Raw genomic sequence first — 26,338 nt, 5'->3', positions numbered from 1 at the left:
CGGGCCAGAAGCATTCCTGCAGCAACCCCATGACGTCGGTTGAACTCGCCCCCGAGCTCTACCTCAACCGGGAACTGGCCTGGATTGATTTCAACCAGCGGGTATTGGCCCAGGCCATGGACCCCCGCACGCCACTGCTGGAGCAGGCCAAATTCAGCGCGATCTTCAGCAACAACCTCGACGAATTCTTCATGGTGCGGGTGGCTTCGCTGAAGTCACAGGTGGAAGCCGGCATCGAGACCCCAAGCGTCGATGGCCTCACCCCGCTGGAGCAATTGACGGCGATCCAAGCCAAGTTGCGACCACTGTTGGAGCAGCAACAACAGCACTACCGCGACACCCTGCGGCCGCAACTGGCTGAACACGGTGTGCAGGTACTCGATTACGAGCAGCTCAATGGCGAGCAGCGCGCCTGGATCAACCAGCACTTCCGCAGCGCCATCTTTCCGGTGCTGACGCCGCTGGCGGTGGATCCGGCCCACCCGTTCCCCTTCATCAGCAACCTCAGCTTCAACATTGCTGCCTTAATTCGGGACCCCGACACCGGGGAGCAGCAATTTGCGCGGGTGAAGGTGCCCCAGAAGAATCTGCCGCGCTTCATCAAGCTGCCGCTTGAGCTGGCTGGTCAAGAGGGCTTGCTCTACACCGCCATCGCCTTGGAGCAGGTGGTGGCCAACAACCTGGGCTTGCTGTTCCCCGGCATGAGCGTGGAGGCCCACTACACCTTCCGGGTCACCCGCGACGCGGACCTCGAACTACGGGAATTGGAAGCGGACGACCTGATGAATGCGCTGCAGGAGGGTCTGCGCAAACGCCGCATGGGCGGGGAGGTGGTGCGCCTCGAGGTGGCTGATGACATGCCCAGCGATGTGATCGGCCTGCTGATGGAAGGCATGGCGGTCGAGCAGGAGGACGTCTACCAAATCAGTGGACCACTGGGGCTCGACGATCTCTTCGCCCTCACCGGCGTGCCGCTGCCGAAGTTCAAAGACCAGCCCCAAAAGGCCCGCATTGCAGCGCCGTTGGCGCGCGCGCAGAAAGCCTTGCTGGCCGATGGCTCGATCCCAGAAGAGGAGTTTGAAAGCATCTTTGCTGTGCTCAAACGCGGCGATGTTCTGCTGCATCACCCCTATGACCTGTTCTCCTCATCGGTTGAGGAATTAATCAATCAATCGGCCGATGATCCTGATGTGCTCGGCATCAAAATGACCCTGTACCGAGTCTCAAAAGACTCGGCCGTGATCAGTTCATTAATCCGCGCCGCTGAGAATGGAAAACAGGTGATGGCCCTGGTGGAGCTCAAGGCCCGTTTCGACGAAGAAAACAACATCCAATGGGCCCGCCAGCTTGAAAATGCCGGTGTGCATGTGGTGTACGGGGTCATCGGGCTCAAAACCCACACTAAAATCACTCTGGTGTTGCGGCGCGAAAAAGAAGAGTTGCGCTCCTACGTGCACATCGGCACCGGCAACTACAACTCGAAAACGTCACGTTTGTACACCGATCTCGGTTTGCTCAGTGCCAGGCCTGAATTGGGGCAAGACCTGGTGGAGTTGTTCAACTACCTCACGGGTTTCTCCAAGCAGCAGACGTTCCGCAAACTGCTGGTTGCACCCGTGAGCCTGCGCTCCGGCATGGAGGCTCTGATCCGCCGCGAAATCGACCATGCCAAGGCAGGCCGCGGCGGTCACATCATCGCCAAGATGAACTCCTTGGTGGATCCGGGCATCATTGCCCTGCTCTATGAGGCCTCCCAGGCCGGAGTGCAGATTGAGCTGATCATTCGCGGCATCTGCAGCCTCAGAGCAGGGGTTCCCGGTCAGAGCGAGAGCGTGCGCGTGGTGAGCATCATTGGCCGCTTCCTCGAGCACTCGCGCGTCTTCTGGTTCGGCAATGCCGGAGCGGCCGAGGTGTTCATTGGCAGTGCCGACTGGATGGGCCGCAACCTCGACCGACGGGTCGAAGCGGTGACGCCCGTTGATGATCCAGTTCTACGCAGCCAACTCGAAGATCTAATGCAGACCTATCTCAAAGACAACCGCGGCGCCTGGGATATGGGCAGCGACGGTCAGTTCACACAGCGGCAACCACAAGAGGAAGAACGCAACTCACAACTGGAGCTCATGGACACATGGCGCTCCGTACAGGGCCAAGGTCACTGAAACTGTGGCAACCCGCACACATTGCCAGCCATTTGCGATCAAAACCAAAGAGTTTTGAAGCTTTAGAGACAAAGCATCAAAAGGGCATCAATGCATTAATTACTTAGCGATCAGAAACGCTGATCGAGTTGCTTTCTGTAAATCCAGATTGTCTTCCTAATAGGACCATTTAAGTGGTCGAAGCAGTGCTATGTTCTGGCCAAATTAAATTCGGAGACCAGGGTGATGGGGACACCACTGGAGCACCGATCTGAGGCGCCTAAGCCTCGGAATCGCAGTGGCTCGCGTTCATCAACTCGCGGCTCAGGTCGCCTTAGTACCGATTCCATTGGTTGGTATCTCAGCAATATCGGCCGAGTGCCGCTGCTGACCGCCGCAGAAGAAATTGAGCTGGCCCACCAGGTCCAGCAAATGAAGCAACTCAGCGAAATTTCTGCTGAGGAGCGCACTCCCAAGCAGCGCCAGCAGGTGCGCATGGGCTGCCGTGCCCGTGACCGCATGATGGCCGCCAACCTGCGCCTGGTGGTCAGCGTCGCCAAGAAATATCAAAACCAAGGTCTGGAGCTTCTGGACTTAGTGCAAGAGGGGGCCATCGGTCTCGAGCGCGCGGTCGACAAGTTCGACCCAGCCATGGGCTACAAGTTCTCGACCTACGCCTACTGGTGGATCCGCCAGGGCATGACGCGCGCCATTGACAACAGCGCCCGCACCATTCGCCTGCCGATTCACATCAGCGAAAAACTCTCCAAGATGCGCCGCATCACACGGGAGCTCACCCACCGCTTTGGGCGTCAACCCAACCGCCTGGAACTTGCCCATGCCATGGGCATGGAGCCCGATGAACTGGAGGAGCTCCTAAGTCAGAGCGCCCCTTGCGCATCCCTCGATGCCCACGCTCGCGGCGAGGAAGACCGCAGCACCTTGGGTGAATTGATCCCAGATCCGTCCTGCAACGACTCCATGGAAAGCATGGATCGGCGCATCCAAAAAGAACACCTGGGCACCTGGATCACCCAGCTCAACGAGCGGGAACAAAAAATCCTGAAATTGCGCTTTGGCCTCGAAGGCGCTGAACCACAAACGCTGGCGGAAATTGGTCGCCAGATCAACGTGTCCCGCGAGCGGGTGCGGCAACTGGAAGCCAAAGCCATCCTCAAGCTCAGACTGATCACCAACCAGCAACAGGCCGCCTGAGTTGAGCGCTGCCGCCAACCTGCTTTGGGTCGCCCTCTGGCTGGTGTTGGTCCTGGTTGCGGCAAAAACCGCACGGCGGATTTGGCCACTGCAAAAAGAGCTCAGCCGCAAGCTGGTGCACATCGGTGCTGGCCTGGCGGTGCCGCTGGCCTGGACTCTGCAAATTCCGCGGCAGTGGGCCCTACCAGCCGCTGGCCTGGCCACGCTGATCGCCCTGATCAATCACCGCTTCCGGCTAGTGCCAGAAGTGGAAGATGTTGGCCGGCGCAGCATCGGCACCATCGCCTACGGGCTCTCCATCACCTTGCTGGTGTGGTTTTGGTGGCCGCAACGGGCTGATCTGGTCAGCGCTTGCGTGCTGGTGATGGTGCTCGGTGATGGAGCCGCCGGCTTGCTGGGCTCTTCGTTCTCATCACCCCGTTGGCAGGTGATGGGTCAAACCAAATCGCTGATCGGAACCAGCGTGATGGCCCTCGTCAGCTTGCTGGTGCTGGGCTTGCTGCTGCGTGATCTCAGCTGGCCAACCCTGATCGCCCTCAGCGCGGCAGCCACTTTGCTGGAGCAAATCAGCTGGGGAGGCCTCGACAACTTCAGCGTGCCCATGGGCGTGGCCGCCATGGCCTACTGGCTTGGGGCCTAGGCCTCAAACATCTTTTCGCAGCGCAACTGCCAATCCTGAGGCGTTCCCAAACCAGCCACCAGCAATCGGTCGGCAGGCGCCTGACCCAAGATCCGTTGCCACTGGGCAATCAGCTCCTCTTTTTCCAGCCAACCCTTGAGCAGGGCTTGATGCACGAGCTGCTGATCCCAACAGCGCTGCTCAGCAGCTTGTTGGCCCCATCCCAGCAGGCGATCGAGCTGACAGGGGCGAAACCCAGCAAACACAGGGCCCGCCGGCTGACCCTGCTCCAGACGAAAGAGATTCAGCGAATCGCTGATGCCAAAAAACTGCAACAACAGGGCCATGACGGAAGGCCTCTTGGAGAGCTGTTTGACCTTAAGCAGAGAAAAACAAGTGGCCGTGCCCGTCGCTACCAGCCGTCAACGACCTACGCCACAGGAACCGGCACCGCCGCCGCCAGTTGCTCGAGCAGTTGTTCGGTGGTGGTGAGATCGATGCAGGCATCGGTGATGCTTTGGCCATAGGCCAGCTGACTGAGATCAGCGGGCAGTTTTTGATTGCCCTCCACCAGATTGCTTTCGAGCATCACGCCCAGAACAGACGTGGAGCCCTGGCGCACCTGATCGGCCACGGCAGTCAGCACCTCACCTTGGCGCCGGTAATCCTTGTTGGAGTTGCCGTGGCTGCAATCCACCATCACCCGATCGGGCAACGCCGCGGCCTTGAGTTCAGCGGCCACCGAAGCGATGGCTTCCGCATGGAAGTTGGTTTGGCCACCACCACCGCGCAACACCAGATGGCCATCGGGATTACCGGTGGTGGAGACGATCGAAGCGTGCCCCTGACGGTTAATCCCCAGGAAATGATGGGGCCGAGCGGCGGCCTGCATGGCATTGATCGCCACAATCACCCCGCCATCGGTACCGTTCTTGAAACCAATGGGCATCGACAAACCCGAGGCCATCTCACGGTGGGTTTGGCTTTCGGTGGTGCGGGCACCAATGGCCGTCCAGCTGACCAAATCAGCGATGTATTGAGGAACGATTGGATCCAGCAATTCCGTGGCCGCCGGCAGGCCCCGCTCAGCCAGTTGCAGCAGCAGCGAACGGGCCCGGCGCAAGCCGCTGTTGATGTCGTAGCTGCCATCGAGATGGGGGTCGTTGATCAGACCCTTCCAACCCACCGTGGTGCGGGGCTTCTCGAAATACACCCGCATCACGATCTCAAGGCTGTCCTTGAGACGCTCACGAATCAAAGCCAGCGCCCCGGCATATTCCTCAGCGGCGGCCACATCGTGAACCGAGCAGGGGCCCACGATCACAAGCAAGCGCGGATCCTCGCCACGAAGAATGCGTTGAATCCGCTGACGGGCCTGGCGCACCGTTTCACTGGCCCGATCCGACAACGGCAGATCGCTATGCAAGATGGCCGGTGCCACCAACGGGCGGGTCTCCACCACATGCAGATCGGAGGTGGGGAGCATCGGGCAAGACCTAGGCATCGCTCAGCCTAAGATCCGCCGCCATCCCGGCAAATCAGAGAATGGTTTGCTGAGTTTGTCGCTGACGCCGTACCGATGAGCCTTACCCCTGACGCGTTCCTGCCGGCTTACCGCGCCGCCGCCGCTGAGCGAGAAGGCCTCGGTGTGCCCCCCTTAGCTCTCGACGCTGAGCAGACCAAAGCCCTCACAGAACTGCTGGAAACACCGCCCAGCGGGGAGGAGCAGACGCTGCTGCATCTGCTCAGCGAACGCATTCCACCGGGTGTGGATGAAGCGGCCTACGTCAAAGCCGACTGGCTCAGTGCCGTGGCCGAAGGCCGGCGCAGCAGCCCCTTGGTGAGCCCGCTGGAGGCCACCCGGCTGCTGGCCACGATGATTGGCGGCTACAACGTGGCGGCCCTGATCCGGCTGCTCAGCAACAGCGACAACAGCCTGGCCGCAGCGGCGGCCGAAGGCCTGAGCCGCACCCTGCTGGTTTACGACGCTTACAACGACGTCCTCGAGCTGGCCGCTGGCAACAGCTACGCCAAGCAGGTGATCGATAGCTGGGCAAAAGCGGAGTGGTTCACGGCCAAGCCCGAGCTGCCCGAGTCGATCACCGTCACGGTGTTCAAGGTGGAGGGGGAAACCAACACCGACGATCTCTCCCCGGCCACCCACGCCACCACGCGTCCTGACATCCCGCTGCATGCCACAGCGATGCTCGAGACCCGTATGCCCGGCGGCCTCGAGCAACTCGAAGCCCTCAAAGCCAAAGGCCATCCGGTGGCCTACGTGGGCGATGTGGTGGGCACCGGCAGCTCCCGCAAATCAGCCATCAACTCGGTGCTGTGGCACACCGGCAGCGACATCCCCCATGTGCCCAACAAGCGCAGTGGTGGCGTGATCCTGGGCGGCAAGATCGCCCCGATCTTTTTCACCACAGCAGAAGATTCCGGCGCTCTGCCGATCGAATGCGACGTCACCGGGCTGAATAGCGGTGATGTGATCACCATCCGCCCCCATGCCGGCACGATCGAGCGCGACGGCGAAGTGGTGGCCCGCTTCGATCTCAAGCCCAGCACCATCAGCGATGAGGTGCGCGCAGGCGGCCGCATTCCTTTGATGATCGGCCGGGCCTTGACCGACAAGGTGCGCAGCCAATTGGGCTTGCCGGCCTCCGAGCTGTTTATCCGCCCAACGCCTCCCGCCGACAGCGGCAAAGGCTTCACGCTGGCGCAAAAAATGGTGGGCCGCGCCTGCGGACTGCCGGGCGTGCACCCAGGCACCAGCTGCGAACCGCTGATGACCAGCGTTGGCAGCCAGGACACCACCGGACCGATGACCCGCGATGAGATGAAGGAGCTGGCCTGCCTTGGCTTCTCCGCTGATCTGGTGATGCAGAGCTTCTGCCACACCGCGGCCTATCCCAAACCGGTGGACCTCAAAACCCACACCGAGTTGCCCGACTTCATGAGCAACCGCGGCGGTGTGGCCTTGCGCACCGGCGACGGCATCATCCACAGCTGGCTTAACCGCATGCTGCTGCCCGACACCGTTGGCACCGGCGGCGATAGCCACACCCGATTCCCCCTCGGCATCTCCTTCCCTGCAGGCTCTGGTCTGGTGGCCTTTGCCGCGGCCATCGGCGCCATGCCACTCGACATGCCGGAATCGGTGTTGGTGCGCTTCAGCGGAGAACTTCAGCCCGGCGTCACCCTGCGTGATGTGGTCAATGCCATCCCCTATGTGGCGATCGAGAAGGGGCTCCTAACGGTGGAGAAAGCCGGCAAGAAGAACGTCTTCAACGGCCGCATCATGGAGATCGAAGGCTTGCCCGATCTCAAGCTGGAGCAGGCCTTCGAGCTAACAGACGCCACTGCAGAACGCTCCTGCGCCGGCAGCACGATCAAGCTCAGCGTCGACACCGTCAGCGAATACCTGCGCAGCAATGTGGCACTGCTCAAAAACATGATTGCCCGCGGCTACAGCGATGCCCGCACCCTGGCGCGCCGTATCAAAGCCATGGAGGACTGGCTGGCGAACCCGCAATTGCTGGAAGCCGATGCCGATGCCGACTACGCCGCAGTCATCGACATCGACCTCAACACGATCACTGAGCCGATCGTGGCCTGCCCTAATGACCCCGACAACGTCAAAAGCCTCTCCGACGTCGCGGGCGACAAAGTCGATGAGGTATTCATCGGCTCCTGCATGACCAACATCGGCCATTACAGGGCAGCGGCCACCGTGCTGGAAGGTCAGGGGCAAAACACGGCGCGCCTTTGGGTCTGCCCCCCCACCCGCATGGATGAGGAGACGTTGAAAGCCGAGGGCTACTACGCCACCTTCGAAGCCGCCGGCTCACGCATGGAGATGCCGGGTTGCTCGCTCTGCATGGGCAACCAAGCGCGCGTGGAAGACAACACCACCGTGTTCTCCACCAGCACCCGCAACTTCAACAACCGACTCGGCAATGGCGCCCAGGTTTATCTCGGCAGCGCCGAGTTAGCGGCGGTGTGCGCCCAACTGGGACGCATCCCCAGCCGCGAGGAATACCTGGCTGTGGCCGCTGAGCGGATTGATCCCAACAGCGCTGAGCTCTACCGCTACTTGAACTTCGATCAGGTGCAGGGCTTCGCCGATGAAGGCAGGGTGTTGAGCCAAGCCGAAGAAGAGAAGCTGCTGGCCGAGGCCTAAAGCGCCGGCGGCCTGTAGCCGAAGCGTTCGGTGATGAAGCGGTCCCGCTGGGCCACCAACTCAATGCTGGCCTGGTCGTAATAGTCCTGCCAGCGGCTGCGTTTGCCGCGGGACGGATTGCTGCGGCCGCCCCCCAGGATCTGGCTGCGCTGCTCATCACTGATGGAGATCTGCAAACGCTCCAGCACCATCAGCAGGTCCTGCTCCAAGTGCTCGGTGCGGATCACGTGATCGAGATAGTTGGCGCGGGCGTCAAAGGCGCGCAGGCTCTCGAGATCAGCGATGGAGCGAAAACCGCCGCGGCAGAACAAATCGAGATAGCGGTAGGTCAGCAGACCCACCCGTTCAGCGCAGGCATGCAAGGCAAAGCGCTCGGCGCTGTCCCAACGGCGGGCGGGCTCATGCAACCAACGCAGCCAGGTGCGAAACGCCTGCACGTCTTGAACATCGCTGTAAAGCCGCCGCCACTCTGCGGGGCGCTGGCGCAGGCTGTGCAGCCACCGCCGGCCGGCATAGATCGGCGCAGCGCGCCAACCCAAACCCCGCACGCTACCGCGGCCGTGGGTGAGGGCTTCCCACAGCATTCCCTCCTGCTGGCAGCCATAGGCCCACAGCGAGACGTACCAAGCCCAGGGATTGCGAACGGAACCGAGAAACACCGGCCCGCGATCGAACTCAGCCTGGCCGGGTTTGTTGTGCTTCCCCCGCTGCTCACCGGGAACCACCAGCGCCAACAGCTTGCCGATGTGGGTGCAAGCCGTCTTGGGCAGCTCCACATAGATCAGGCGATCGGCGATGAACATCCGCAGCCAGACCGTGGGCGCAGCAGCCTACCGATCGCAGGGATGATGGGAACACCACAGCCTTCCGCGCCTGAACCAGGAAACGCTGCTGTTTGAACCAGCCCAACCGGCGGCTGGTGCCCTACGCGCTGTGCTGGCCTTCCCCAGCACCTACTCGGTGGGCATCACCAGCCTGGGATACCAGGTGGTTTGGGCCAGCCTGGCCGGCCGCAATGATCTCGATGTGCGGCGCCTGTTCACCGATCAAGGCGACCCACCCCATCGCCACTGTGATCTGTTTGGCCTCTCCCTGAGCTGGGAGCTCGATGGCCCGGTGCTGCTCGATCTGCTGGAGCAGCAGCGCATCCCGCTATGGAGCACAGAGCGCGGGGATGACGATCCGATCGTGTTTGGCGGTGGGCCGGTGCTGACCGCCAACCCCGAACCCTTGGCCCCCTTCTTCGATGTGGTGCTGCTGGGCGACGGCGAACTGCTGCTGCCCGCCTTCATCGACGCCCTGCAAGAGGTGCGCGGGGAACCGCGGCAACAGCAGCTCAAGCGACTCGCCCAAGTGGAGGGGATCTATGTCCCCGGGCTTTATGCCCCGCGCTACGACGCCAGCGGCCAACTGCAGGCAATTGAACCAATCGATAGCGCTGTGCCGGCGCGCATCAGCAAGCAAACCTGGCGCGGCAACACCCTCAGCCACTCCACGGTGATCACCCCAGAGGCCGCCTGGCCTTCGATTCACATGGTGGAAGTGGTGCGCAGCTGCCCGGAGCTCTGCCGCTTCTGCCTGGCCAGCTACCTGACCCTGCCGTTTCGCACCCCCTCCCTTGATGACGGCCTGATTCCTGCGGTGGAGAAGGGCCTTGGCGCCACCAAGCGCCTGGGGTTGCTGGGGGCCTCGGTGACCCAGCACCCGCAATTCAATGAGCTGCTGCAGTGGCTCAGTCAGCCGCAATTCGACGACACCCGCATCAGCGTGAGCTCGGTGCGCGCTACCACGGTGACGCCGCAATTGTCCGCCAGCCTGGCCAGCCGCGGCAGCAAATCAATCACCATCGCCATCGAGAGCGGCAGCGAACGGCTGCGCCAGGTGGTGAACAAAAAGCTCAGCGAAAGCGAGATTCACGCCGCGGCCCGCTACGCCAAAGAAGGGGGGCTCAGCGCCCTCAAGCTCTATGGCATGGCCGGCTTACCGAGCGAAACCGACGACGACATCGAAGCCACAGCATCGCTGCTGCTGGCGCTAAAAAAAGCCACCCCTGGCCTGCGGCTCAGCCTGGGGGTGAGCAGCTTTGTGCCCAAAGCCCACACCCCGTTCCAATGGCAGGGGGTGCGGCCTGAAGCCGAAAAGCGCCTGAAGCTGCTGGCCAAACGGCTCAAACCCAAGGGCATCGATCTGCGGCCCGAGAGCTATGGCTGGAGCGTGATCCAAACGTTGCTCTCCCGCAGCGACAGGCGCCTAGCACCCGTGATTGCAGCCGTGCGCGGCAAGAGCGACAGCCAGGGCAGCTGGAAGCGGGCCTACAAAGAGCTCAAAGGCGATCTCCCGCCTTGGGATGAGGTAGTGCATGGCTGCTGGAGCAGCGATCGGGTGCTGCCCTGGGAGCACCTCGATGGCCCCCTGCCCAAGACAACCCTGGCCAAGCACCAGGCTGAAGCGCTTACGGCCTAGGCCAGGCGGCTGCCCGCAGCCCCGCTAGCAAGATCCAGCCCACCACATTGATCTGGCCGGAATACAGGGGCAGATCGGTGGCGTGCAGCAACGCCAAAATCACAAACGCTGTCCACCAGCCCCGCTCAAAAGGGTCAGCGCCGAACATGCCGCGCTGCAGCGAGCGAACCAAGAGCCACAGGGCCAAGCCAATGAGCATCAGGGCCGCTGGCAAGCCAAAGCTGATGGCCAACTCCAACGGCAGGTTGTGGGGATGGCCATGCCAAACGCCGGCCCGCTCGGGATACACCAGGCTGAACGCCGCCGCACCCCAGCCCAACCAAGGGCGATCAGCCACCAGGCTGACGGCCACCGACCATTGCCCCAGGCGGGTGGAGGCCAAGGGCCGTTCGCTAAAGGCCAGATCACTGAGCCGGCCCCAAATCGCCTCCGGCACGATCGCCCGCGCCGGCAACTGCAGCAGCTCCGGGATCCCAGGCAACACCGCCAGCAGCACCGGCAGCAGCAAAAGCAGTAGCACCGGCAGCAACCAAATCCAGCGGGCTGGGCCCAACACCAACGGCACCGCCACAACAGCTGCACCCCAGGCATTGCGTGAATCGGTGAGATAAAGGGCCGCCAGCTGCGAGACCAGCAGCAGCAGCACCGTGGGCTGCTTCCAGCTCCAGCGGCCCCACCACTGCCGCCCGATGCTCACGGCAACCGCCAGGAGCAATGGCCAGCTGAATGCCAACCAGGCCGCGGCCACATTGGCGTAATCAAACAGCCCAGAGAGGCGACCCGGCGGCAGACCACCGGGGTCCATGTGCCAAATCACCAAACGATTGAGCACTTCCCAGGGACCGCTCCAACCCAGCAGCAACTGACCCAGGCCTGTAACCACCACCGGCACGGTGCCAGCCACCAGCACTTGGGTGATGCGGCGCCGCGCTGCCGGCGTCATCACATAGGGCTGAAAACCCCAGAAACCCCAGAAAAAAGGCAGCCAATTCACCAAACCCGGCCAGGCCAACCAGCCGCTGCGGGCAAAGGGAGCTGCGCAGGTCATCAACGCCGCCACCGCCAACAACCAGAGGTTGACCCGATCACGCCACCAACGCGGGCGGTGATGGCGTGTGCCCTCCAGCAGGGCCCAAAACAAGGGAATAACCGCCAGCAACAAACTGCTGGCCAGCAGGAAGAGGCCAAGCTGAAACGCCAGCCAACCCGAGCGGGTGGCCACCGACGGGCGGTGCTGCTGTAGGCGCTCGATCAACGGCAAAGGCTTGGGTTGCTCAATCGAAAACGGCGGTGCGGCCGCGATAGACCATCACCTGATGGTGCAGATGCTGACGCAGGGCCCGCGCCAAGGCGAGGCGTTCCATATCGCGTCCTTTACGGATCAGATCATGGACCTCATCGCGGTGACTCACATGCACCGTGGCCTGTTCGATGATCGGGCCGGCATCGAGCTCTTCGGTGACGTAGTGGGCCGTGGCGCCAATCAACTTGACGCCCCGCTCCCAAGCGCGGTGATAGGGCTGAGCCCCGGTAAAGGCCGGCAAAAAGGAATGGTGGATGTTGATCACCGGGCTGAAGCGGCCCAGAAAATCGCCACTGAGCACCTGCATGTATTTGGCCAAAACGGCCAGATCAATCCCCTCCTCTGCCAAGAGCTCGAGCTGCCGCTGCTCAGCCTGGTGCTTGCTCTCTGCACTCACCGGCACCAACTCAAAGCGGGCACCAAAGTCTTCGGCGATCGCTCGCAGATCGGGGTGATTGCTGATCACCAGCGGCACCTGCATCGGCAACTCCCCAGCGCGGGTGCGCCAGAGCAGATCCAGCAAGCAGTGGTCTTGTTTGCTGACAAACAACGCCACACGCCGCTGCTGATCGGAAAAGTGCAGTTGCCCCTCACCACCCAACCGGGCTGAGAGGGCTTGAACCGCCTCAGGCAGGCTGGCTCTCGGCAAGCCAAAGCCTTCGAGGTCCCACTCCAAACGGCTGAGAAACAAACCCGCACCGCTGTCGGTGTGGTGATCGGCGTGGCGAATGTTGCCGCCATTGGCGGACACCCAACCCGATAACTCGCTGACCAAGCCAGGGCGATCAGGGCAGATCAACTGCAGGATTGCCGTTGGGGCAACCATGGCGAGGCGATAGCAGTGGGACCCGTTTTAACGCCAGCCTCAGTGGCTTGCTTGCCCCGCCTGCAAGCAAGCCCGCCGCGTCAGTGCCATGGAGGTGAGCGTTGGGCTCTGCCACCCCGATGACGGCCAGCTGGCCCCATCGGTGACCAGCAAATTGGAGCAACCACGCCAACGGTTCCAACCATCCAAGAGGGATGTGGCGGGATCTGAGCCCATCGGCACGCCGCCCAATTCATGGATGTAATAGCCGGGTGGCCCTGGCCGCTGGGAACCCGCTGCACTGGTGCGCACCCATGGCTCCACCAAGGGCAGATGCAGCAGCTCTTCAATCGGCCGCACCATGCCATCGGCCGCGTCCACCACCGTGTGGATGCGCTCGAGCATTTGCTCCAGCAACTGCTGTTCGGGCTCACGCCAGCCCATGGCGATATGCGGCACGGGCAAGCCCCAGGCATCACGGGCCTGGGCATCCAGCACAACCCGATTGCGCCCATCGGCCTGCACCTCGCCGTGGCCGATCAAAAAGCCCAAGGCGGTGTCGGGCTGACGCTGCAACACAGATGGTGGATCAAACCGTTGCACCGCACACCAAAGCCCATAGCCCTCACCGGTGTTGGGAATAAAGCAACTTTCTGCGCCTGATAAACCCGTGCCGGCTGGAGCAGGGGGTTGAGCCGGCAGCGTAAAGAATCGCGCCACCGACACGTGATCCATCAAGCCCAGGCCCAACAGCCCTTGGGGATCGATCAAGCCGCCGGATTGATGGTCATCGCGGGAGAGCAGCAGCAAGCGAATGGTTTCAATCGTCGAGGCGCAGAGCACCACCAACCGAGCTGAAGCCTGCTCAATAGCTCCAGTGGCGGCATCAATGAACAGCACCCCTTCGGTTTGATCCTGCGCGGGGTTGAGCAGCAGCTGCGACACCAATGCGCCACTGCGCAACGTCACCCGTCCGCTGGCCAGGGCTGCTTGCAGCGCACCCCCTTGAGCTGAAAAGCGGGGCCACGGACCATCACGGCTAGGCCGGTGCCGAGCAAAGCCGCGGGAGGCGATGAAGGGCAGATCCAAGCTTTCGCAGGTCTTGGAGAGTTGAACCTCACCCGGTGTGAACGGCGCCGCTGGCTGGGTATCGCCATCGGGCAGCAGCTCCAGCCCATCGCGGTGGCCCCAAACACCCAGCTGCTGTTCCAGGGCGCTGTAGTGAGGGGCCAGATCCTCGTGGCCCACAGGCCAACCCTGGGCAAATTCCCGCTCGGAGAGGCGCAGGGTGATGCCGCCCCAGCTCAGGCTCTTGCCCCCCACCTGGCGGCCCCGAGTCCAGAGGAAGGGCTGCTCTGCAGGGGTTGTGTAGGGATTGAGCTGCTCATCGATGTAGAGATCCGGGTTGTTTTTCCAGTAGCCCGGGTGCTGGCTTTGCAAGCGATGGCGCCCTGCCAGCAGATGCTGAAAACGGCGAGCGATGTTGCGAGGTTCCGAGCCGAGGGCCTGCTGCGCCGATAACTCCGGGCCGGCCTCCAGCACCAACACCTGCAGGCCCTGCTCCGCCAAGGTCTGAGCGGCCACAGCACCTGTGGCACCGCTTCCCACCACCACGGCGTCGTAGGTGAGGGCTGGATCAAAGCGGCGTGCCACACCTCGGTCGCTGTTACACCTGATGCTGCCGCAAGCCAGATCGGCAAAGGCGGCTCTTACACTCCCCCTGATTCAGATCCCCTGCAATGGCCTCCGCCTTGGCTTCTCTGCTGCGTCGACTCGCCGCCGTGGCACTGGTTCTTCTGCTCTGTGTTGGCTTCATCTCTCCAGCTGAGGCCAAGGGCAAAGCGGCCAAGACCATCAGCCCCGAAGACATGGCGGCAATCCGCCGTCAGGCCGAAGAGTTCATGGAAGCCAAGGATCGCCTACCCGAACTGGCCAGCTTGGTGAACGAGAGGGATTGGGTCTTCACCCGCAACCTGATTCGCGGCCCCATGCAGCCCCTCGGCCGCGAAATGCTCTACATCAACCAGCGCCTGCTGCCCCAAGACCGCAAGGAAGCCGACAAGCGCGCAGCTGAACTCAAGACCGCTCTGGCTGAGCTCGATGAAGCGGCCCGCCTGCAGGACGGCTCCCGCCTGACCAAGGAATACAGCCGGGTGGCGAGCGGCTTTGGTGCCTACGCCGAGATGATCCCCGCTGACGCCCTGAGCTGAGCGCCCAAGCCCGAATTGCCGTCATCGGCGGTGGCTTCGTTGGCCACTGCTGCGCTTGGCTGCTGCAACAGCAGGGCCATCAGGTTCAGCTGATTGCTCCGGCCACGGCTCCCCAAGGCAGTGCCGCAGCCCTGGGGCTGTTAATGGCTGAGGTGTATCAACGCCGCAGCGGCCGCGGCTGGCGCTTGCGACGCCGTTCGATGCAGCTGCTGCTGCAGTGGCAAGGGCAACTCCAGCTACCCATCCAGCGCGGCTTGTTGCTGCTGGCCTCTGAATCCCAGGAGTGGGAACGCCAGCAACGGCTGGTGCAGCAGAGCCAATCCTTGGAACTGCTTAGCGCTGCTGATCTCAGCGCGCGGGTCAACCAAGCAGCCCTGCCGGAACTACCGAATGGGGTGATCGGTGGCGTGTGGTCGGAGGGTGATGGCCAGCTCGATCCCATGCAATGGATTCAACGCTTGCAGGTGGCGAGCGCAGAACAAGGTCTTGAACGGGTTGAAGCCAACGTCATCGGCATCGATGGCAATGGCGGCGGACCCTGGACACTGCGGTTGGATAACAGCTCCAAACTCAGCTCTGACTGGCTCGTGATCGCTGCAGGGCTGGGTAGCAGCGGCCTGCTCGAATCACTGGGCCACTCCCTGCCGATGGAACCGGTATTAGGGCAGGCCTTGGAGCTGCAACTCCATCGCGGCCAACCGGCGTGGAGTGGGTGCCTGATTTGGAAAGGCATCAACCTGGTGCCGCGGCCCAATGGCCGGATCTGGCTCGGGGCCACCTTGGAGCCCGGAGACAAGGCATCGGCCCCAGCGCTGGCTGAGTTGCAGAGCCTGGAGGGCACAGCCCCCGGCTGGCTGCAACAGGCCCAAGTGCTGCGCCAATGGCAAGGCCTACGGGCACGCCCTAGCGGCCAACCAGCACCGGTGCTGGAGCAACCACAACCACATCTATTGGTGGTAAGCGGTCACTACCGCAACGGCATCCTGTTGGCTCCAGCCTGCGCTGAATGGGCCGCCACCCAAATCCAAAACAGCTGACGCCAGCCACAAAAAAGCCCCCCTTGCGGGAGGCTGAGGCAAAAAATTGAGCTAACGAAAGACCTATTTGGTCTCGGTGAATTCGGCGTCGATGACGTCATCACCGGCAGCGCTGCTGTCAGCACCACCGGCACCATTCGCCCCACCGGCGGCAGCTGCTGCACCATCAGCACCCTGCTGATACACAGCAGCACCGGCGGCGTACAGCGCCTGCTGCAGCTCTTCCTGGACGCTCTTCATGGTGTCGAAGTCGTCTTTTTCGATCGCCTCCTTGAGCTGGGTGGTGAAACCTTCCACCTTGCTCTTGTCATCAGCCGACACCTTGTCGCCAAGGTCGCTGAGCTGTTTTTCAGCTTGGTAAACGAGGGTTTCCGACTGGTTCTTGAGGTCGATGCGCTCGCGCTTCTCCTTGTCGGCCGAAGCGTTGACTTCGGCGTCCTTGACCATCTTCTCCACCTCGTTGTCGCTGAGGGTGGAGGCACCGGTGATGGAGATGGTCTGCTCCTTACCGCTGCCCTTGTCCTTGGCGGTCACGCTGAGGATGCCGTTGGCGTCGATATCGAAGGTCACCTCGATCTGGGGCACGCCACGGGGGGCCGGGGGAATGCCATCGAGGCGGAAGGTTCCGAGGCTCTTGTTATCAGAGGCCATCTCGCGCTCACCCTGGAGCACGTGAATTTCCACATTGGTCTGGCCATCCACCGCTGTGGAGTAGGTCTCGGTCTTCTTGGTGGGAACCGTGGTGTTGCGGTTGATCATCTTGGTCATCACACCGCCGAGGGTTTCCACACCCAGTGACAGCGGGGTCACGTCCAACAGCAGGATGTCCTTGACCTCACCGGCCAACACACCGCCCTGGATGGCGGCGCCAACGGCCACCACCTCATCGGGGTTCACCGTTTGGTTGGGGTCTTTACCGGTGACGCGCTTGACCAGCTCCTGAATGGAGGGGATGCGGGTCGAGCCGCCCACCATCACGATCTCGTCGAGCTCGCTGGGGGAAAGCTTGGCGTCCTTTAGGGATTGCTCCACAGGCACCTTGCAGCGGTCGATGAGCTTGGCGGCAAGCTCTTCGAACTTGGCGCGGGTCAGGTTCAGATCCAGGTGCTTGGGACCCTCAGGAGTGGCCGTGATGAACGGCAGGTTGATCTCGCTTTGGGTGGCGCTGGAGAGCTCGATCTTGGCTTTTTCAGCCGCCTCGGTCAGGCGCTGCAGCGCTTGCTTGTCCTGGCGCAGGTCGATGCCTTCGTTGGACTTGAAGGTGTCGGCCAGGTGATCAACGATCACCTTGTCGAAGTCATCACCACCGAGGTGGGTGTCACCGGAGGTGGAGAGCACCTCGAACACACCATCGCCAACCTCCAACACGGAAACGTCGAAGGTGCCGCCGCCGAGGTCGAACACCAAGATGCGCTCGTTGCTCTTTTTATCGAGGCCGTAGGCCAGAGCTGCTGCGGTTGGCTCGTTGATGATCCGCAGCACCTCAAGGCCGGCGATCTTGCCGGCGTCCTTGGTGGCCTGGCGCTGGGAGTCGTTGAAGTAAGCGGGAACCGTGATCACCGCCTGGGTGACGTTTTCACCGAGGTATTTGCCGGCGTCTTCGGCCAGCTTGCGCAGCACCTGGGCTGACACCTCTTCCGGTGCGAACTGCTTATCGAGAACGGGGCACTTGACCTTCACGTTCGAGCCGGCCTTTTCAACGCCGTAGCTCACCTCTTTGGATTCCTCGTTGACCTCATCAACGCGGCGACCAATGAAACGCTTGACGGAATAGAAGGTGTTATCCGGATTCATGACCGCCTGGCGCTTGGCGATCTGCCCCACCAGCTGGTCCTGGTTCTTGGTGTAAGCCACCACCGAGGGGGTGGTGCGGAACCCTTCCGCATTCGCGATCACGGTGGGCTTGCCGCCCTCCATCACCGAAACGCAGCTGTTGGTGGTGCCCAGATCAATGCCGACGACCTTGCCCATACGAACTCCTCGTTAGACCTCTCAAACTTGTTGCATCTTCGTCAGCAGTTCCCCCTCCCGACGAGGTGTGGTTCCCGAACAACGGCCGCCCATGAACTCCACAGCTGCAGCCCCGATCAACGCCTCCACTGAGCTGCTGGGGGTGATTGGCCAGCCCATCCACCACTCCCTCTCACCGGTGATGCACAACGCAGCCCTCGCTGAACTGGGGCTGAACTGGCGTTATCTCGCCTTTGCGGTGGCGCCCGATCGGCTGCAGCACGCCATCGAGGGCCTGGCCGCCCTGGGCTGCCGCGGCCTCAGCGTCACCATCCCGCACAAAGAAACGGTGCAGCCACTGCTGAGCAGCGTGGATGCCGTGGCTCGCGAGCTCGGTGCTGTGAACTGCCTGATCCCCGATGGCCAAGGCGGCTGGCGCGGCACCAACACCGACTGGAGTGGCTTCCTCACCCCCTTAAGCGGGCGCTTGCCGCCAGGGGGCCAGGCCCTGATCCTGGGCAGCGGCGGCGTGGTGCGGGCCGTGCTGCGCAGCTGCTGCGAGCTGGGCATCAAGCAAGTGGTGTTGCGCGGGCGCAACCGCAGCAAGTTGGAAGCCCTGGCGGAAGACGTCCGCAGTTGGGCACCCCCTTTGCTGCTCAGCAGCGGCAATGAACCTCTCGAACCCCTGCTGGAGCGCAGCAACTTGGTGGTGAATGGAACGCCGCTGGGCATGGCTGAGATGCGCGATCAAACGCCCCTCAGCCCTGAACAACTCGCCCTGCTGCCGGAAACCGCCGTCGTCTACGACGTGGTCTACACCCCCCGGCCAACGCTGCTGTTGAAACTGGCCGCCCAGCGCGGCCTCAGCGTCATCGATGGGCTCGAGATGCTGGTGCAGCAAGGCGCTGCCGCCCTCAAGCTCTGGACTGGGCTGGAGCAGGTCCCGGTGGATGCGATGCGCCGAGCAGCCGCCCTAGCCTTGGAACCCGCCGCGGCAGACCATGGCTGACATTCCCCTTTGGCAACGGCTCCTGGGCTTGCTGGCCTACCTGTTGCCCTGGTCGGACGCCCTCAGCTTTGGGCGTGAGCTCTACAACCTCTTTCCCTGGATCTCCTACCTGGCGCTCCCGGCCACCCCGGTGCTGCTACTAGAGCGCTCGATCCCCTTTGGAGGTTTTCTGCTGTTCCTGGTGCTGTTCCTGGTGGTGGTGCGCAATCCAAACGTGCCCTACTACCTGCGCTTCAACGTGCTGCAAGCGATCTTGCTGGACATCCTTTTGGTGGTGCTGGCCTTGGCCTTCAACGTCTTGCTCAGCCCCTTGGGCAACAGCCTGATGATCCGCACCCTCAACAACACGGTCTTTATTGGTGCCCTGGTGTTGGTGCTTTACGCCTCCATTCAGTGCATCCGCGGCAAAGAAGCCGATCTGCCCTCACTCTCAGAAGCGGTGCGAATGCAGCTCTAAGGCCAAGGGGTAGGGTGATCAGTTCGACGCACCGTCGAAGTCCGCCTCCGGACCGTTGGTCCGGGTTCACCCCACAGGCAGCATGAGCGCGAAGCCCAATTACGAAACCATGTACATCCTCCGGCCGGATATCGCCGAGGAGGAAGTTGAGTCCCACGCCAACAAGTACCGCGACCTGGTGGTCGAATCCGGTGGCGAGGTGATCGACAGCCAAATGCGTGGCAAGCGCCGCCTGGCTTACAACATCGGCAAGCACCGCGAAGGCATCTACATCCAGCTGAACTACAGCGGTGATGGCAAGCAGGTGGGCCCGCTGGAGAAGGCGATGCGCCTCAGCGAAGACGTGATCCGTTATCTCACCGTCAAGTACGAGGGTCAGCACAGCTCCCTGGGCCGCAGCACCGCCCCGGCCAACCCCATGGCCAGCAACACCCCTCGCACCGAAAACCAGGAGCAAGCCAAGAGCGAGCCTCAAAACGCCCCAGCCTGAGCTGGAGCGCTGACGCCCAGCAGACCGTCACGGCTTGCTGGGCTGGTTTGTGACCGATAGGGTCCGGCCAGAAGGCTTGGGCCCCATGCAGGCGGAGTGGACAGCAGATCGGGAACCGCTGCCCCACTGGCTTGAGGAACTAGAGGATCAGGCCAGTGCAGCGCGCCTGGAACTCGAGAGGGATCAGGCCGCTTCCAAGCTCGAGGAGCTGGAAAGCTTGCTGGAAAACCTCCCGGACATTTTTGAACGCAAGTTCTCGCAGCGCCTGGCCCCAGTGCTGGAGCGCCAGAAATTGCTAATGGAGGAAAACGAGCACCTGCGCTCTCAAGTGGAGCGGTTGATGCCCCAGCCAGGCGAAGTGCGCCTCAAGTTTCCCCAAGCCAGCAACGACGACACGCCTCCGCAAACCAATGAGGAGAGCCTGCCGCCGCTGCTGCGGCTCATCCGTGGTGGCCGCGCCGACGCTTGGCCGCGGCCCACAGCCGCGTGGGAAGACCCCACACGTAGATAAAGCCTGAAGCGGCGCGGTGATCGAATTGATCTTCGGCGCCGTAAGTCGCCATATCCGGCTCATAGAGGCTGTCGCTACTGGAGCGACCAACCACGGTGGCGGAACCGCGGTGCAGCTTGATGCGCACCGTGCCGTTCACGGTGGCTTGGGTGCGCTCGATGAAGCCATCCAACGCATCTTTCAACGGCCCGAACCAGAGGCCCTGATAGACGAGATCAGCCCACTGCATCTCAAGCTGGCGCTTGGTGCGCAGCACATCAGCAGCCAAGGTCAGGCTCTCCATTTCCTGATGGGCCTGAATCAGCAGCAACAGGCCGGGGGTTTCATAGATCTCGCGGCTCTTGATGCCCACCACCCGGTTTTCGATCATGTCGAGGCGGCCAACACCGTGGCTGCCGGCCAGGCGATTGGCTTCGCGGATCAAGCTGACCGGATCCAAGCGCTGGCCATTAATGCTCACTGGTAGGCCGGCCTCAAAGCCGATGCTGACCAGCTCAGGCTGCGCTGGTGCCGCCTCGGTGGAGCAAGTCATCGCGAACACCTCTTCTGGGGGCTCGACATCGGGATCCTCCAAGGGACCCGCCTCAATCGAACGGCCCAGCAGGTTCAGGTCGATCGAATAGGGGGAGCGCTTGCTCACAGGCGAGGGCAAGCCATAACGCTCGCCATAGGCGATGGTCTCCTCACGGCTCATGCCCCACTCACGGGCCGGAGTCAGCACCTTGAGATCAGGCGCTAGGGCACCAATGGCCACATCGAAACGCACCTGGTCGTTCCCTTTGCCGGTGCAGCCATGGGCCACCGCATCGGCGCCCACCTCCCGGGCAATCTCCACCAAACGGCGCGCAATCAAGGGCCGCGCCAAGGCGGTGCTGAGGGGATAACGGCCCTCATAAAGGGCATTGGCCCGGATGGCTGGAAACGCAAATTCAGTGATGAACGGTTCGATCAGATCACCCACCAACGACTGGCTGGCTCCGGCATCCAGCGCCTTCTGGCGAATCGGTTCGAGCTCATCCCCTTGACCCAGATCGGCAGCAAAGGTGATCACCTCCTCCACGCCCCACTCGTGTTTGAGGTAGGGGATGCAGACGCTGGTATCCACTCCGCCGGAGTAAGCCAGCACCACCTTGTTTGCCCGCGCCATGAATCCGGTCGTCACTTAATCCACAGGATTGTCCGATGCCGAGCGCCAAGCAATCCAAACGCCCATCGCCAGCGGCGGCAGAAACACCAAACTCAGCAGCAATGGCAGCCCAGGAGAGGGAAGCTCGAGATGGGCTCCACCCCAACGCAGCAGGGCTGCGCCGACCAGGGCACCGCCCCATGCCAACAGCAGTTGCATGGCTTTGGTGTTCATCGGTTAAGTTGATGGATTGTCAATCACGGGGCGGGACGTCAGCTGATGAGCACGATGAGCACGATGAGCACCCTCGATAGTTTCAACCCTTCGCTGACCCGCTACGACCGCAACGATCCTGCACCGGTGCTGCCGCTGCGGGAAGAGCCCGATCTGCTCAGCTGGCTGGAAACCAGCGGTCGCCTGGTAGCCGATGAGGAAGACGCCGCCAACGACCAGGCCACCGTGGAAGAGGAGGAACTCTCCGCGCTGATGGGCGACAAGGAGGACTACTCCAAGGACGACGAAAACCAGGAAGAGAACTGGGAAGACTGATTTGGGCAGCCGCGGCGCGGCTGATCTAAGTTCCCGGCGCCCGGTTCCAACCCTTTGAGCGCTCAGCAGGCCCAACGCTTTCCAGGTACTGGCTTGCAATGGAGCCTGGGCCTGATTGCCCTGATCCTGGCGGCCTGCTTGATCAGTGATGGCCTCAGTGGCGGACCGCAACTGAGCTTGCCCCTGCTGCTGGCTGGCGCCCTCAGCTGGCTGGTGTGCTGGATCGGCGTCCCACGCCTGCGCTCCTTGAAGATGGGGCAGGTGATCCGCCAAGAGGGTCCCCAATCGCACCAAAGCAAATCCGGCACGCCCACCATGGGCGGCCTGCTGCTGGTGCCGTGTGGCGTTGTGGTGGGCAGCCTGGTCAGCCCAGGCGACCCCAGGTTGCTGCCCATCGGCCTGGTGACCCTGGCCTTCATGGTGATCGGAGGCGTCGATGACTGGCGCAGCCTGACCAAACGCCACAACACCGGCCTGACACCCAAAGGGAAGCTGCTGCTGCAGGCCCTGGCGGCGGGATTGTTTTTGCTGTGGGCCGGCCTGCATGGAGCGATCCCAGCGACCATTGCCCTGCCCTGGGCCTGGCTGTTGCCCATCGGTTTGCTGATCTGGCCCCTGGGCCTGTTTGTGTTTCTGGCTGAAAGCAACGCCACCAACCTCACCGATGGCCTCGATGGCTTGGCTGCCGGCGTGGGCGCAATCGTGCTGGTGGGGCTCTCGCTGCAGCTGATGCTGCGCGGCAATGGTGGTGATCCCGCTCTGGCTGGTTATGGCGCTGCACTGGCTGGGGCCTGGCTGGGCTTTCTGCTGCACAACCGCCATCCCGCCCGCGTGTTCATGGGAGATACGGGGTCGTTGGCCATGGGGGCTGCCCTCACGGCCCTTGCCCTGTTGAGCAACAGCCTTTGGCCCCTGCTGCTGATGGGAGGCCTGCTGCTGGCTGAATCGCTGTCGGTGATCCTGCAGGTGTGGGTCTTTAAAGCCACCAAAGGACCGGATGGCCAGGGCAAACGCCTGTTGCGTATGGCGCCGTTGCACCACCACTTCGAATTGGGCGGCTGGAGTGAACGACGCGTTGTGGTGAGCTTCTGGGGCATCAGCTTGCTGCTGGTGGCGCTCGGACTCGTCCTCGTTCCCTGAAAACGCGGGCAGAATTAAGACAACTGCCACGTGCGCCCGTGCCCTACTTCACCTGGAAGGAACAAGGGCTCACGGCGGAATGCGCCAGCCTTGATGCGATGGCCTCCCGCTTTGAAGAAGCAGCCCAACTGATGCGGCGCATGGCCAGCGAAGGCTTCCGCGTTGAGCGCATTGAAGGCATGCAGCGCATCACCCACGACGATGAGGCCCTGTTTGGCGCCTATGGCTTCATCAGCGAGGAATCGCCGGTGCAGCAGCTTGATCTGGTCTTGGATGAAGGCAACCCAACCCCCTAACGGCGCACGTAGCCAACAATCCAAATCACCATAAACACCAAGCCCGAAAGGCCCAGGTAAAGCAGCACGCCGTTCTGCAACCCCGCCAGATTGAGATCAAACGGCATGGGGCCGGGATCACCGACAGTGGCGTAAGCAAAAAGCGGCATGGGGGCCTCGATCCGCACGACGGTCTAGCAGCCCCTCACCCTTTCACCAGCCCATCGCTTCATGAACAGCACCCATCTGCCCGCCACCCTGCTGTTGCTTGGCAGCGGCGAACTCGGCAAAGAGGTGGCCATTGCCGCCCAGCGACTGGGCTGCCGCGTGGTGGCGGTCGACCGCTACGCCAACGCTCCGGCGATGCAGGTGGCCGACACCGCCGTGGTGATTGCGATGACTGACGCCGAAGCGCTTAAGCAAGTGATTCGCGAACACCAGCCCGCCCTGGTGATCCCTGAAATTGAGGCCCTCGCCGTGGATGCCCTGGCCGAACTCGAAGCCGAGGGCATCACCGTGATCCCCACCGCCAGGGCCACAGCGATCACGATGAATCGCGATCGCATCCGCGATCTCGCCGCATGCGAGCTGGGCTTACGCACGGCCCGCTTTGGCTACGCGAGCTCAGCCGAGGAACTCAGCAGCGCCGCAGCACCGCTGGGCTGGCCGGTGGTGGTCAAGCCCGTGATGAGCTCATCCGGCAAAGGCCAAAGCGTGGCCACCAACCCCGAGGAACTTCAGCAAGCCTGGACAGCAGCCACCCAAGGCGCCCGCGGCAACTCCAGCTTGGTGATCGTGGAGGAATTTCTGCGGTTCGAGCAGGAAATCACCCTGCTCACGGTGCGCCAAAAGGACGGACCCACCCTGTTCTGCCCGCCCATTGGCCACATCCAGGAACGGGGCGACTACCAATGCAGCTGGCAGCCTGCCGAGTTGCAGCAGAGTCAACTGCTGGAAGCCCAACGCATGGCCCGTCAGGTGACCGATGCCCTGGGCGGAGCCGGCATCTTTGGCGTGGAATTCTTCATCGCCTCAGGCGAAGTGATCTTCTCGGAGTTATCTCCACGGCCCCATGACACCGGCCTGGTGACCCTGCGCGGGCAAAACCTCAGCGAATTTGAACTGCACCTGCGGGCCGTCCTGGGACTGCCCATCCCCAGCATCACCAGCACAGGAGCTGCCGCCAGCCGCGTGATTTTGGCCGGCGCCGACCAACGGGGGGGACCTGTTAACTACCAGGGAGTCGCCGAGGCCCTAGCTGTGCCCGAGAGCGAACTACTGCTGTTTGGTAAGCCAGAAGCGCGGCCCATGCGGCGCATGGGCGTGGCGCTGGCCAGCGGGTCGAGCTTGGCGGAGGCGCGTGGGCGCGCTGACACGGCCGCGCAGGCCGTTGCTCTTGAGATTGGCGGTTGATTCCAACTGAGCAGCAGCGCAAAGGGGCCGCGCCACCTGGAGATAACGGCTGGCATGGGCTTCCCAGCTGTAGGCCTGCTGCACAGCCTCGAGGCCCTGCTGCCGCCACTGATCCCAGGGGGCATCAGCAGCCAGGGCTTTCTCCAGGGTGGTGCGCAACGCCTCTCGGCTAGAGACATCCACCAACAACCCGTTGCGGCAACGACCCAGGATGTCGATCGGACCGCCGTCGTTGGTGGCCACCACCGGCAAACCACAGGCCGCGGCTTCGATCAGGGTCAAGCCGAAGGGTTCGGTGAGCGCAGGGTTCACAAACACGCCACGGCGAGCGGCTGCCCAGCGATAGATCGCGGGCACCTGGGAGCGGCTGTGATGTTTGGGATAGGCGACCTGGCCGTAGAGATCCTGACGATCAATGGCTTCGAGCACGTGATGCCATTCCTCCCGTTGACTGCGTTCCAGCGGGTGGAAGCCTTCGCGGTTGCCCAGCACCAGCAGCAGGTTGGCCTTCTCGCGCAGCAGCGGACTGCTGCCAAAGGCATCAATCAAGGCGGGAATGTTCTTGCGCCGATCAGGCCGGCACACCGCCAAGAAACAGGGGCGATCGGGCTCGCGCAGGAAGGGGCGGAAGAGATCAGCAATCTCGCCATCTTCCCCTCTGTGGCTGGCCTGGGGCTGAAAGCTGGTGGTGTCGACCCCAGGTGGAATCACCTCGGCCATTTCGGGGTGGAAATGGCTGTAGCGCTCATATTGAACCCGGATTTCTTGCCGGGTGCTGGTGACCACCAAGCTGGCGGCCGCTAGCGCTTCCTCCTCAGCACTGATCCGACTCTCCATCGCGTAGCGCTGGTTGACCTGCTCCGGGTTCTGGCCGATCTCGAGCAGACGACGCTGCTTCTCACGGCCAAGGGAATGACCCGTAAACACCAGGGGAATGCCGAGGCGCTGTTGGATCTGAGCACCCACCCAACCGGCATCGGCGTAATGGGCATGGATCCAGTCAGGACGGCGCTGCTGGCGGGTGATGTGGAGCACCAAAGCATCCACCAATTGGTCCAAATTGGGCCAAAGCAATTCCTTGCGCAGGTAGCGGCGGGGTCCGAATGGCAAGCGCAGAACGCTGGCTTTGGAGGTCAATGATTCGCGGTGGACCGCATATTCCGGGCTGACGCGGCGATCCTCAATGCAGCGGGTGATCACTTCCAAGCGATCGACTTCGCTGTGCTGGCCGAGAGCCTTAGCTAATTCGAGTACATAATTGGTTTGTCCGCCAGTATCAGCATCACGCCCTAATTCCAGGTCGTGACCACGAAACAAGCCGTGAAGATGTAAATGAAGGATATACAAACCCATAGACATTTACCCCCTCTTTTTTAACCATACACACATTTTTGATAATGCCGGCAAATGTTCTGTTTGATTTCTGACAAAAAAGATTTCGT

25 protein-coding genes and 1 pseudogene are annotated in these 26,338 nt (G+C 62.4%); 15 read left to right on the top strand and 11 right to left on the bottom strand.

What is annotated here, in order from left to right; genetic code table 11:
• Window positions 1-29: 29 nt before the first annotated feature.
• The 3 genes from ppk1 (at window position 30) to SIB46_RS08675 (ending at window position 3,996) form a co-directional block, all read left to right on the top strand.
• Window positions 30-2,162 (top strand): polyphosphate kinase 1, encoded by a 2,133-nt coding sequence (ppk1, locus tag SIB46_RS08685; RefSeq protein WP_413295753.1) that lies wholly within the window; start codon window positions 30-32, stop codon window positions 2,160-2,162.
• A 225-nt stretch (window positions 2,163-2,387) separates the two neighbouring features.
• On the top strand, window positions 2,388-3,356 hold the full coding sequence (locus tag SIB46_RS08680; protein WP_413295752.1) for a sigma-70 family RNA polymerase sigma factor: 969 nt from the start codon (window positions 2,388-2,390) through the stop codon (window positions 3,354-3,356).
• Between the two features lies 1 nt (window position 3,357).
• Window positions 3,358-3,996: a diacylglycerol/polyprenol kinase family protein gene (locus SIB46_RS08675; RefSeq protein WP_413295751.1), complete on the top strand. Its 639-nt coding sequence runs from the start codon at window positions 3,358-3,360 to the stop codon at window positions 3,994-3,996.
• Here the strand turns inward: SIB46_RS08675 and SIB46_RS08670 are convergent.
• Window positions 3,993-4,322 carry a hypothetical protein gene (locus SIB46_RS08670; RefSeq protein ID WP_413295750.1) on the bottom strand — a complete coding sequence of 110 codons (330 nt, stop codon included), beginning with the start codon at window positions 4,320-4,322 and terminating at the stop codon, window positions 3,993-3,995. The two genes, SIB46_RS08675 and SIB46_RS08670, sit on opposite strands and share 4 nt — an antisense overlap.
• Before the next feature lie 83 nt (window positions 4,323-4,405).
• Entirely contained in the window at window positions 4,406-5,461 is a 1,056-nt protein-coding gene (locus tag SIB46_RS08665; protein ID WP_413295749.1) for a 3-deoxy-7-phosphoheptulonate synthase, read from the bottom strand.
• A 93-nt stretch (window positions 5,462-5,554) separates the two neighbouring features.
• Here SIB46_RS08665 and acnB point away from each other — a divergent pair, with 93 nt between their 5' ends.
• Window positions 5,555-8,158: a bifunctional aconitate hydratase 2/2-methylisocitrate dehydratase gene (acnB, locus tag SIB46_RS08660; protein ID WP_413295748.1), complete on the top strand. Its 2,604-nt coding sequence runs from the start codon at window positions 5,555-5,557 to the stop codon at window positions 8,156-8,158.
• Here the strand turns inward: acnB and SIB46_RS08655 are convergent.
• Window positions 8,155-8,961, bottom strand: a complete 807-nt coding sequence (locus SIB46_RS08655) for a hypothetical protein (protein ID WP_413295747.1) — start codon at window positions 8,959-8,961, stop codon at window positions 8,155-8,157. The genes acnB and SIB46_RS08655 overlap by 4 nt on opposite strands.
• A gap of 130 nt (window positions 8,962-9,091) precedes the next feature.
• Here SIB46_RS08655 and SIB46_RS08650 point away from each other — a divergent pair, with 130 nt between their 5' ends.
• Entirely contained in the window at window positions 9,092-10,621 is a 1,530-nt protein-coding gene (locus SIB46_RS08650) for a B12-binding domain-containing radical SAM protein (RefSeq protein WP_413295746.1), read from the top strand.
• Here the strand turns inward: SIB46_RS08650 and SIB46_RS08645 are convergent.
• From SIB46_RS08645 to SIB46_RS08635, 3 genes are read right to left on the bottom strand one after another with little or no spacing between them, the layout of a single operon-like run.
• Window positions 10,611-11,882, bottom strand: a complete 1,272-nt coding sequence (locus SIB46_RS08645) for an O-antigen ligase family protein (RefSeq protein ID WP_413295745.1) — start codon at window positions 11,880-11,882, stop codon at window positions 10,611-10,613. The genes SIB46_RS08650 and SIB46_RS08645 overlap by 11 nt on opposite strands.
• A 13-nt stretch (window positions 11,883-11,895) precedes the next feature.
• Complete coding sequence (gene purU / locus SIB46_RS08640; RefSeq protein ID WP_413295744.1) at window positions 11,896-12,750, bottom strand: formyltetrahydrofolate deformylase; 855 nt, start codon at window positions 12,748-12,750, stop codon at window positions 11,896-11,898.
• A 39-nt stretch (window positions 12,751-12,789) separates the two neighbouring features.
• Window positions 12,790-14,382: a GMC oxidoreductase gene (locus SIB46_RS08635; RefSeq protein ID WP_413295743.1), complete on the bottom strand. Its 1,593-nt coding sequence runs from the start codon at window positions 14,380-14,382 to the stop codon at window positions 12,790-12,792.
• 86 nt (window positions 14,383-14,468) lie between these two features.
• On the opposite strand from SIB46_RS08635, the gene psbQ reads away from it, so the two are divergent.
• Both psbQ and SIB46_RS08625 read left to right on the top strand, forming a co-directional pair.
• Window positions 14,469-14,939: a photosystem II protein PsbQ gene (psbQ, locus tag SIB46_RS08630; RefSeq protein ID WP_413295742.1), complete on the top strand. Its 471-nt coding sequence runs from the start codon at window positions 14,469-14,471 to the stop codon at window positions 14,937-14,939.
• Window positions 14,936-15,976, top strand: a complete 1,041-nt coding sequence (locus SIB46_RS08625) for an NAD(P)/FAD-dependent oxidoreductase (RefSeq protein WP_413297747.1) — start codon at window positions 14,936-14,938, stop codon at window positions 15,974-15,976. Before psbQ ends, SIB46_RS08625 begins: the two co-directional genes overlap by 4 nt.
• Window positions 15,977-16,039: 63 nt before the next feature.
• Here SIB46_RS08625 and dnaK read toward each other — a convergent pair whose 3' ends face one another.
• A complete protein-coding gene (gene dnaK, locus SIB46_RS08620; RefSeq protein ID WP_413295741.1) occupies window positions 16,040-17,947 on the bottom strand; it encodes a molecular chaperone DnaK in 1,908 nt (635 codons plus the stop codon).
• Window positions 17,948-18,038: 91 nt separating this feature from the next.
• On the opposite strand from dnaK, the gene SIB46_RS08615 reads away from it, so the two are divergent.
• The 4 genes from SIB46_RS08615 (at window position 18,039) to SIB46_RS08600 (ending at window position 20,393) form a co-directional block, all read left to right on the top strand.
• Entirely contained in the window at window positions 18,039-18,935 is an 897-nt protein-coding gene (locus SIB46_RS08615; RefSeq protein ID WP_413295740.1) for a shikimate dehydrogenase, read from the top strand.
• On the top strand, window positions 18,928-19,392 hold the full coding sequence (locus SIB46_RS08610; RefSeq protein ID WP_413295739.1) for a Tic20 family protein: 465 nt from the start codon (window positions 18,928-18,930) through the stop codon (window positions 19,390-19,392). The genes SIB46_RS08615 and SIB46_RS08610 overlap by 8 nt, the downstream gene beginning before the upstream one ends.
• A gap of 82 nt (window positions 19,393-19,474) precedes the next feature.
• The gene (gene rpsF / locus SIB46_RS08605; protein ID WP_413295738.1) at window positions 19,475-19,882 is read left to right on the top strand and encodes a 30S ribosomal protein S6; all 408 of its coding nucleotides are present in this window, start codon (window positions 19,475-19,477) and stop codon (window positions 19,880-19,882) included.
• 85 nt (window positions 19,883-19,967) lie between these two features.
• Entirely contained in the window at window positions 19,968-20,393 is a 426-nt protein-coding gene (locus tag SIB46_RS08600; protein ID WP_413297746.1) for a hypothetical protein, read from the top strand.
• Here SIB46_RS08600 and SIB46_RS08595 read toward each other — a convergent pair.
• Together SIB46_RS08595 and SIB46_RS08590 are read right to left on the bottom strand one after the other, a co-directional pair.
• Window positions 20,323-21,540, bottom strand: a complete 1,218-nt coding sequence (locus SIB46_RS08595; protein WP_413295737.1) for an argininosuccinate synthase — start codon at window positions 21,538-21,540, stop codon at window positions 20,323-20,325. The genes SIB46_RS08600 and SIB46_RS08595 overlap by 71 nt on opposite strands.
• Before the next feature lie 15 nt (window positions 21,541-21,555).
• Window positions 21,556-21,738, bottom strand: a complete 183-nt coding sequence (locus SIB46_RS08590) for a hypothetical protein (protein ID WP_413295736.1) — start codon at window positions 21,736-21,738, stop codon at window positions 21,556-21,558.
• A gap of 69 nt (window positions 21,739-21,807) precedes the next feature.
• Between SIB46_RS08590 and SIB46_RS08585 the strand changes: the two genes are divergently transcribed.
• The 3 genes from SIB46_RS08585 to SIB46_RS08575 are packed head-to-tail and all read left to right on the top strand — an operon-like array spanning window position 21,808 to window position 23,504.
• Complete coding sequence (locus tag SIB46_RS08585; protein ID WP_413297744.1) at window positions 21,808-22,068, top strand: DUF3134 domain-containing protein; 261 nt, start codon at window positions 21,808-21,810, stop codon at window positions 22,066-22,068.
• Window positions 22,069-22,122: 54 nt separating this feature from the next.
• The gene (mraY, locus tag SIB46_RS08580; protein WP_413295735.1) at window positions 22,123-23,208 is read left to right on the top strand and encodes a phospho-N-acetylmuramoyl-pentapeptide-transferase; all 1,086 of its coding nucleotides are present in this window, start codon (window positions 22,123-22,125) and stop codon (window positions 23,206-23,208) included.
• A gap of 38 nt (window positions 23,209-23,246) precedes the next feature.
• The gene (locus SIB46_RS08575) at window positions 23,247-23,504 is read left to right on the top strand and encodes a hypothetical protein (RefSeq protein ID WP_413295734.1); all 258 of its coding nucleotides are present in this window, start codon (window positions 23,247-23,249) and stop codon (window positions 23,502-23,504) included.
• Here SIB46_RS08575 and SIB46_RS08570 read toward each other — a convergent pair.
• A complete protein-coding gene (locus tag SIB46_RS08570) occupies window positions 23,501-23,653 on the bottom strand; it encodes a cytochrome B6 (protein WP_186548959.1) in 153 nt (50 codons plus the stop codon). The two genes, SIB46_RS08575 and SIB46_RS08570, sit on opposite strands and share 4 nt — an antisense overlap.
• A 61-nt stretch (window positions 23,654-23,714) precedes the next feature.
• On the opposite strand from SIB46_RS08570, the gene purT reads away from it, so the two are divergent.
• On the top strand, window positions 23,715-24,896 hold the full coding sequence (gene purT, locus SIB46_RS08565; RefSeq protein WP_413295733.1) for a formate-dependent phosphoribosylglycinamide formyltransferase: 1,182 nt from the start codon (window positions 23,715-23,717) through the stop codon (window positions 24,894-24,896).
• A 93-nt stretch (window positions 24,897-24,989) separates the two neighbouring features.
• On the opposite strand, the pseudogene SIB46_RS08560 reads toward purT, so the two are convergent.
• A pseudogene (locus SIB46_RS08560) lies at window positions 24,990-26,249 on the bottom strand (glycosyltransferase); the annotation flags it as partial.
• Window positions 26,250-26,338 lie beyond the last annotated feature (89 nt).

Source organism: Synechococcus sp. MIT S9452 (assembly GCF_047304245.1).
Lineage (GTDB): Bacteria > Cyanobacteriota > Cyanobacteriia > PCC-6307 > Cyanobiaceae > RCC307.
This window is presented reverse-complemented; position numbering and strand designations above follow the sequence as displayed.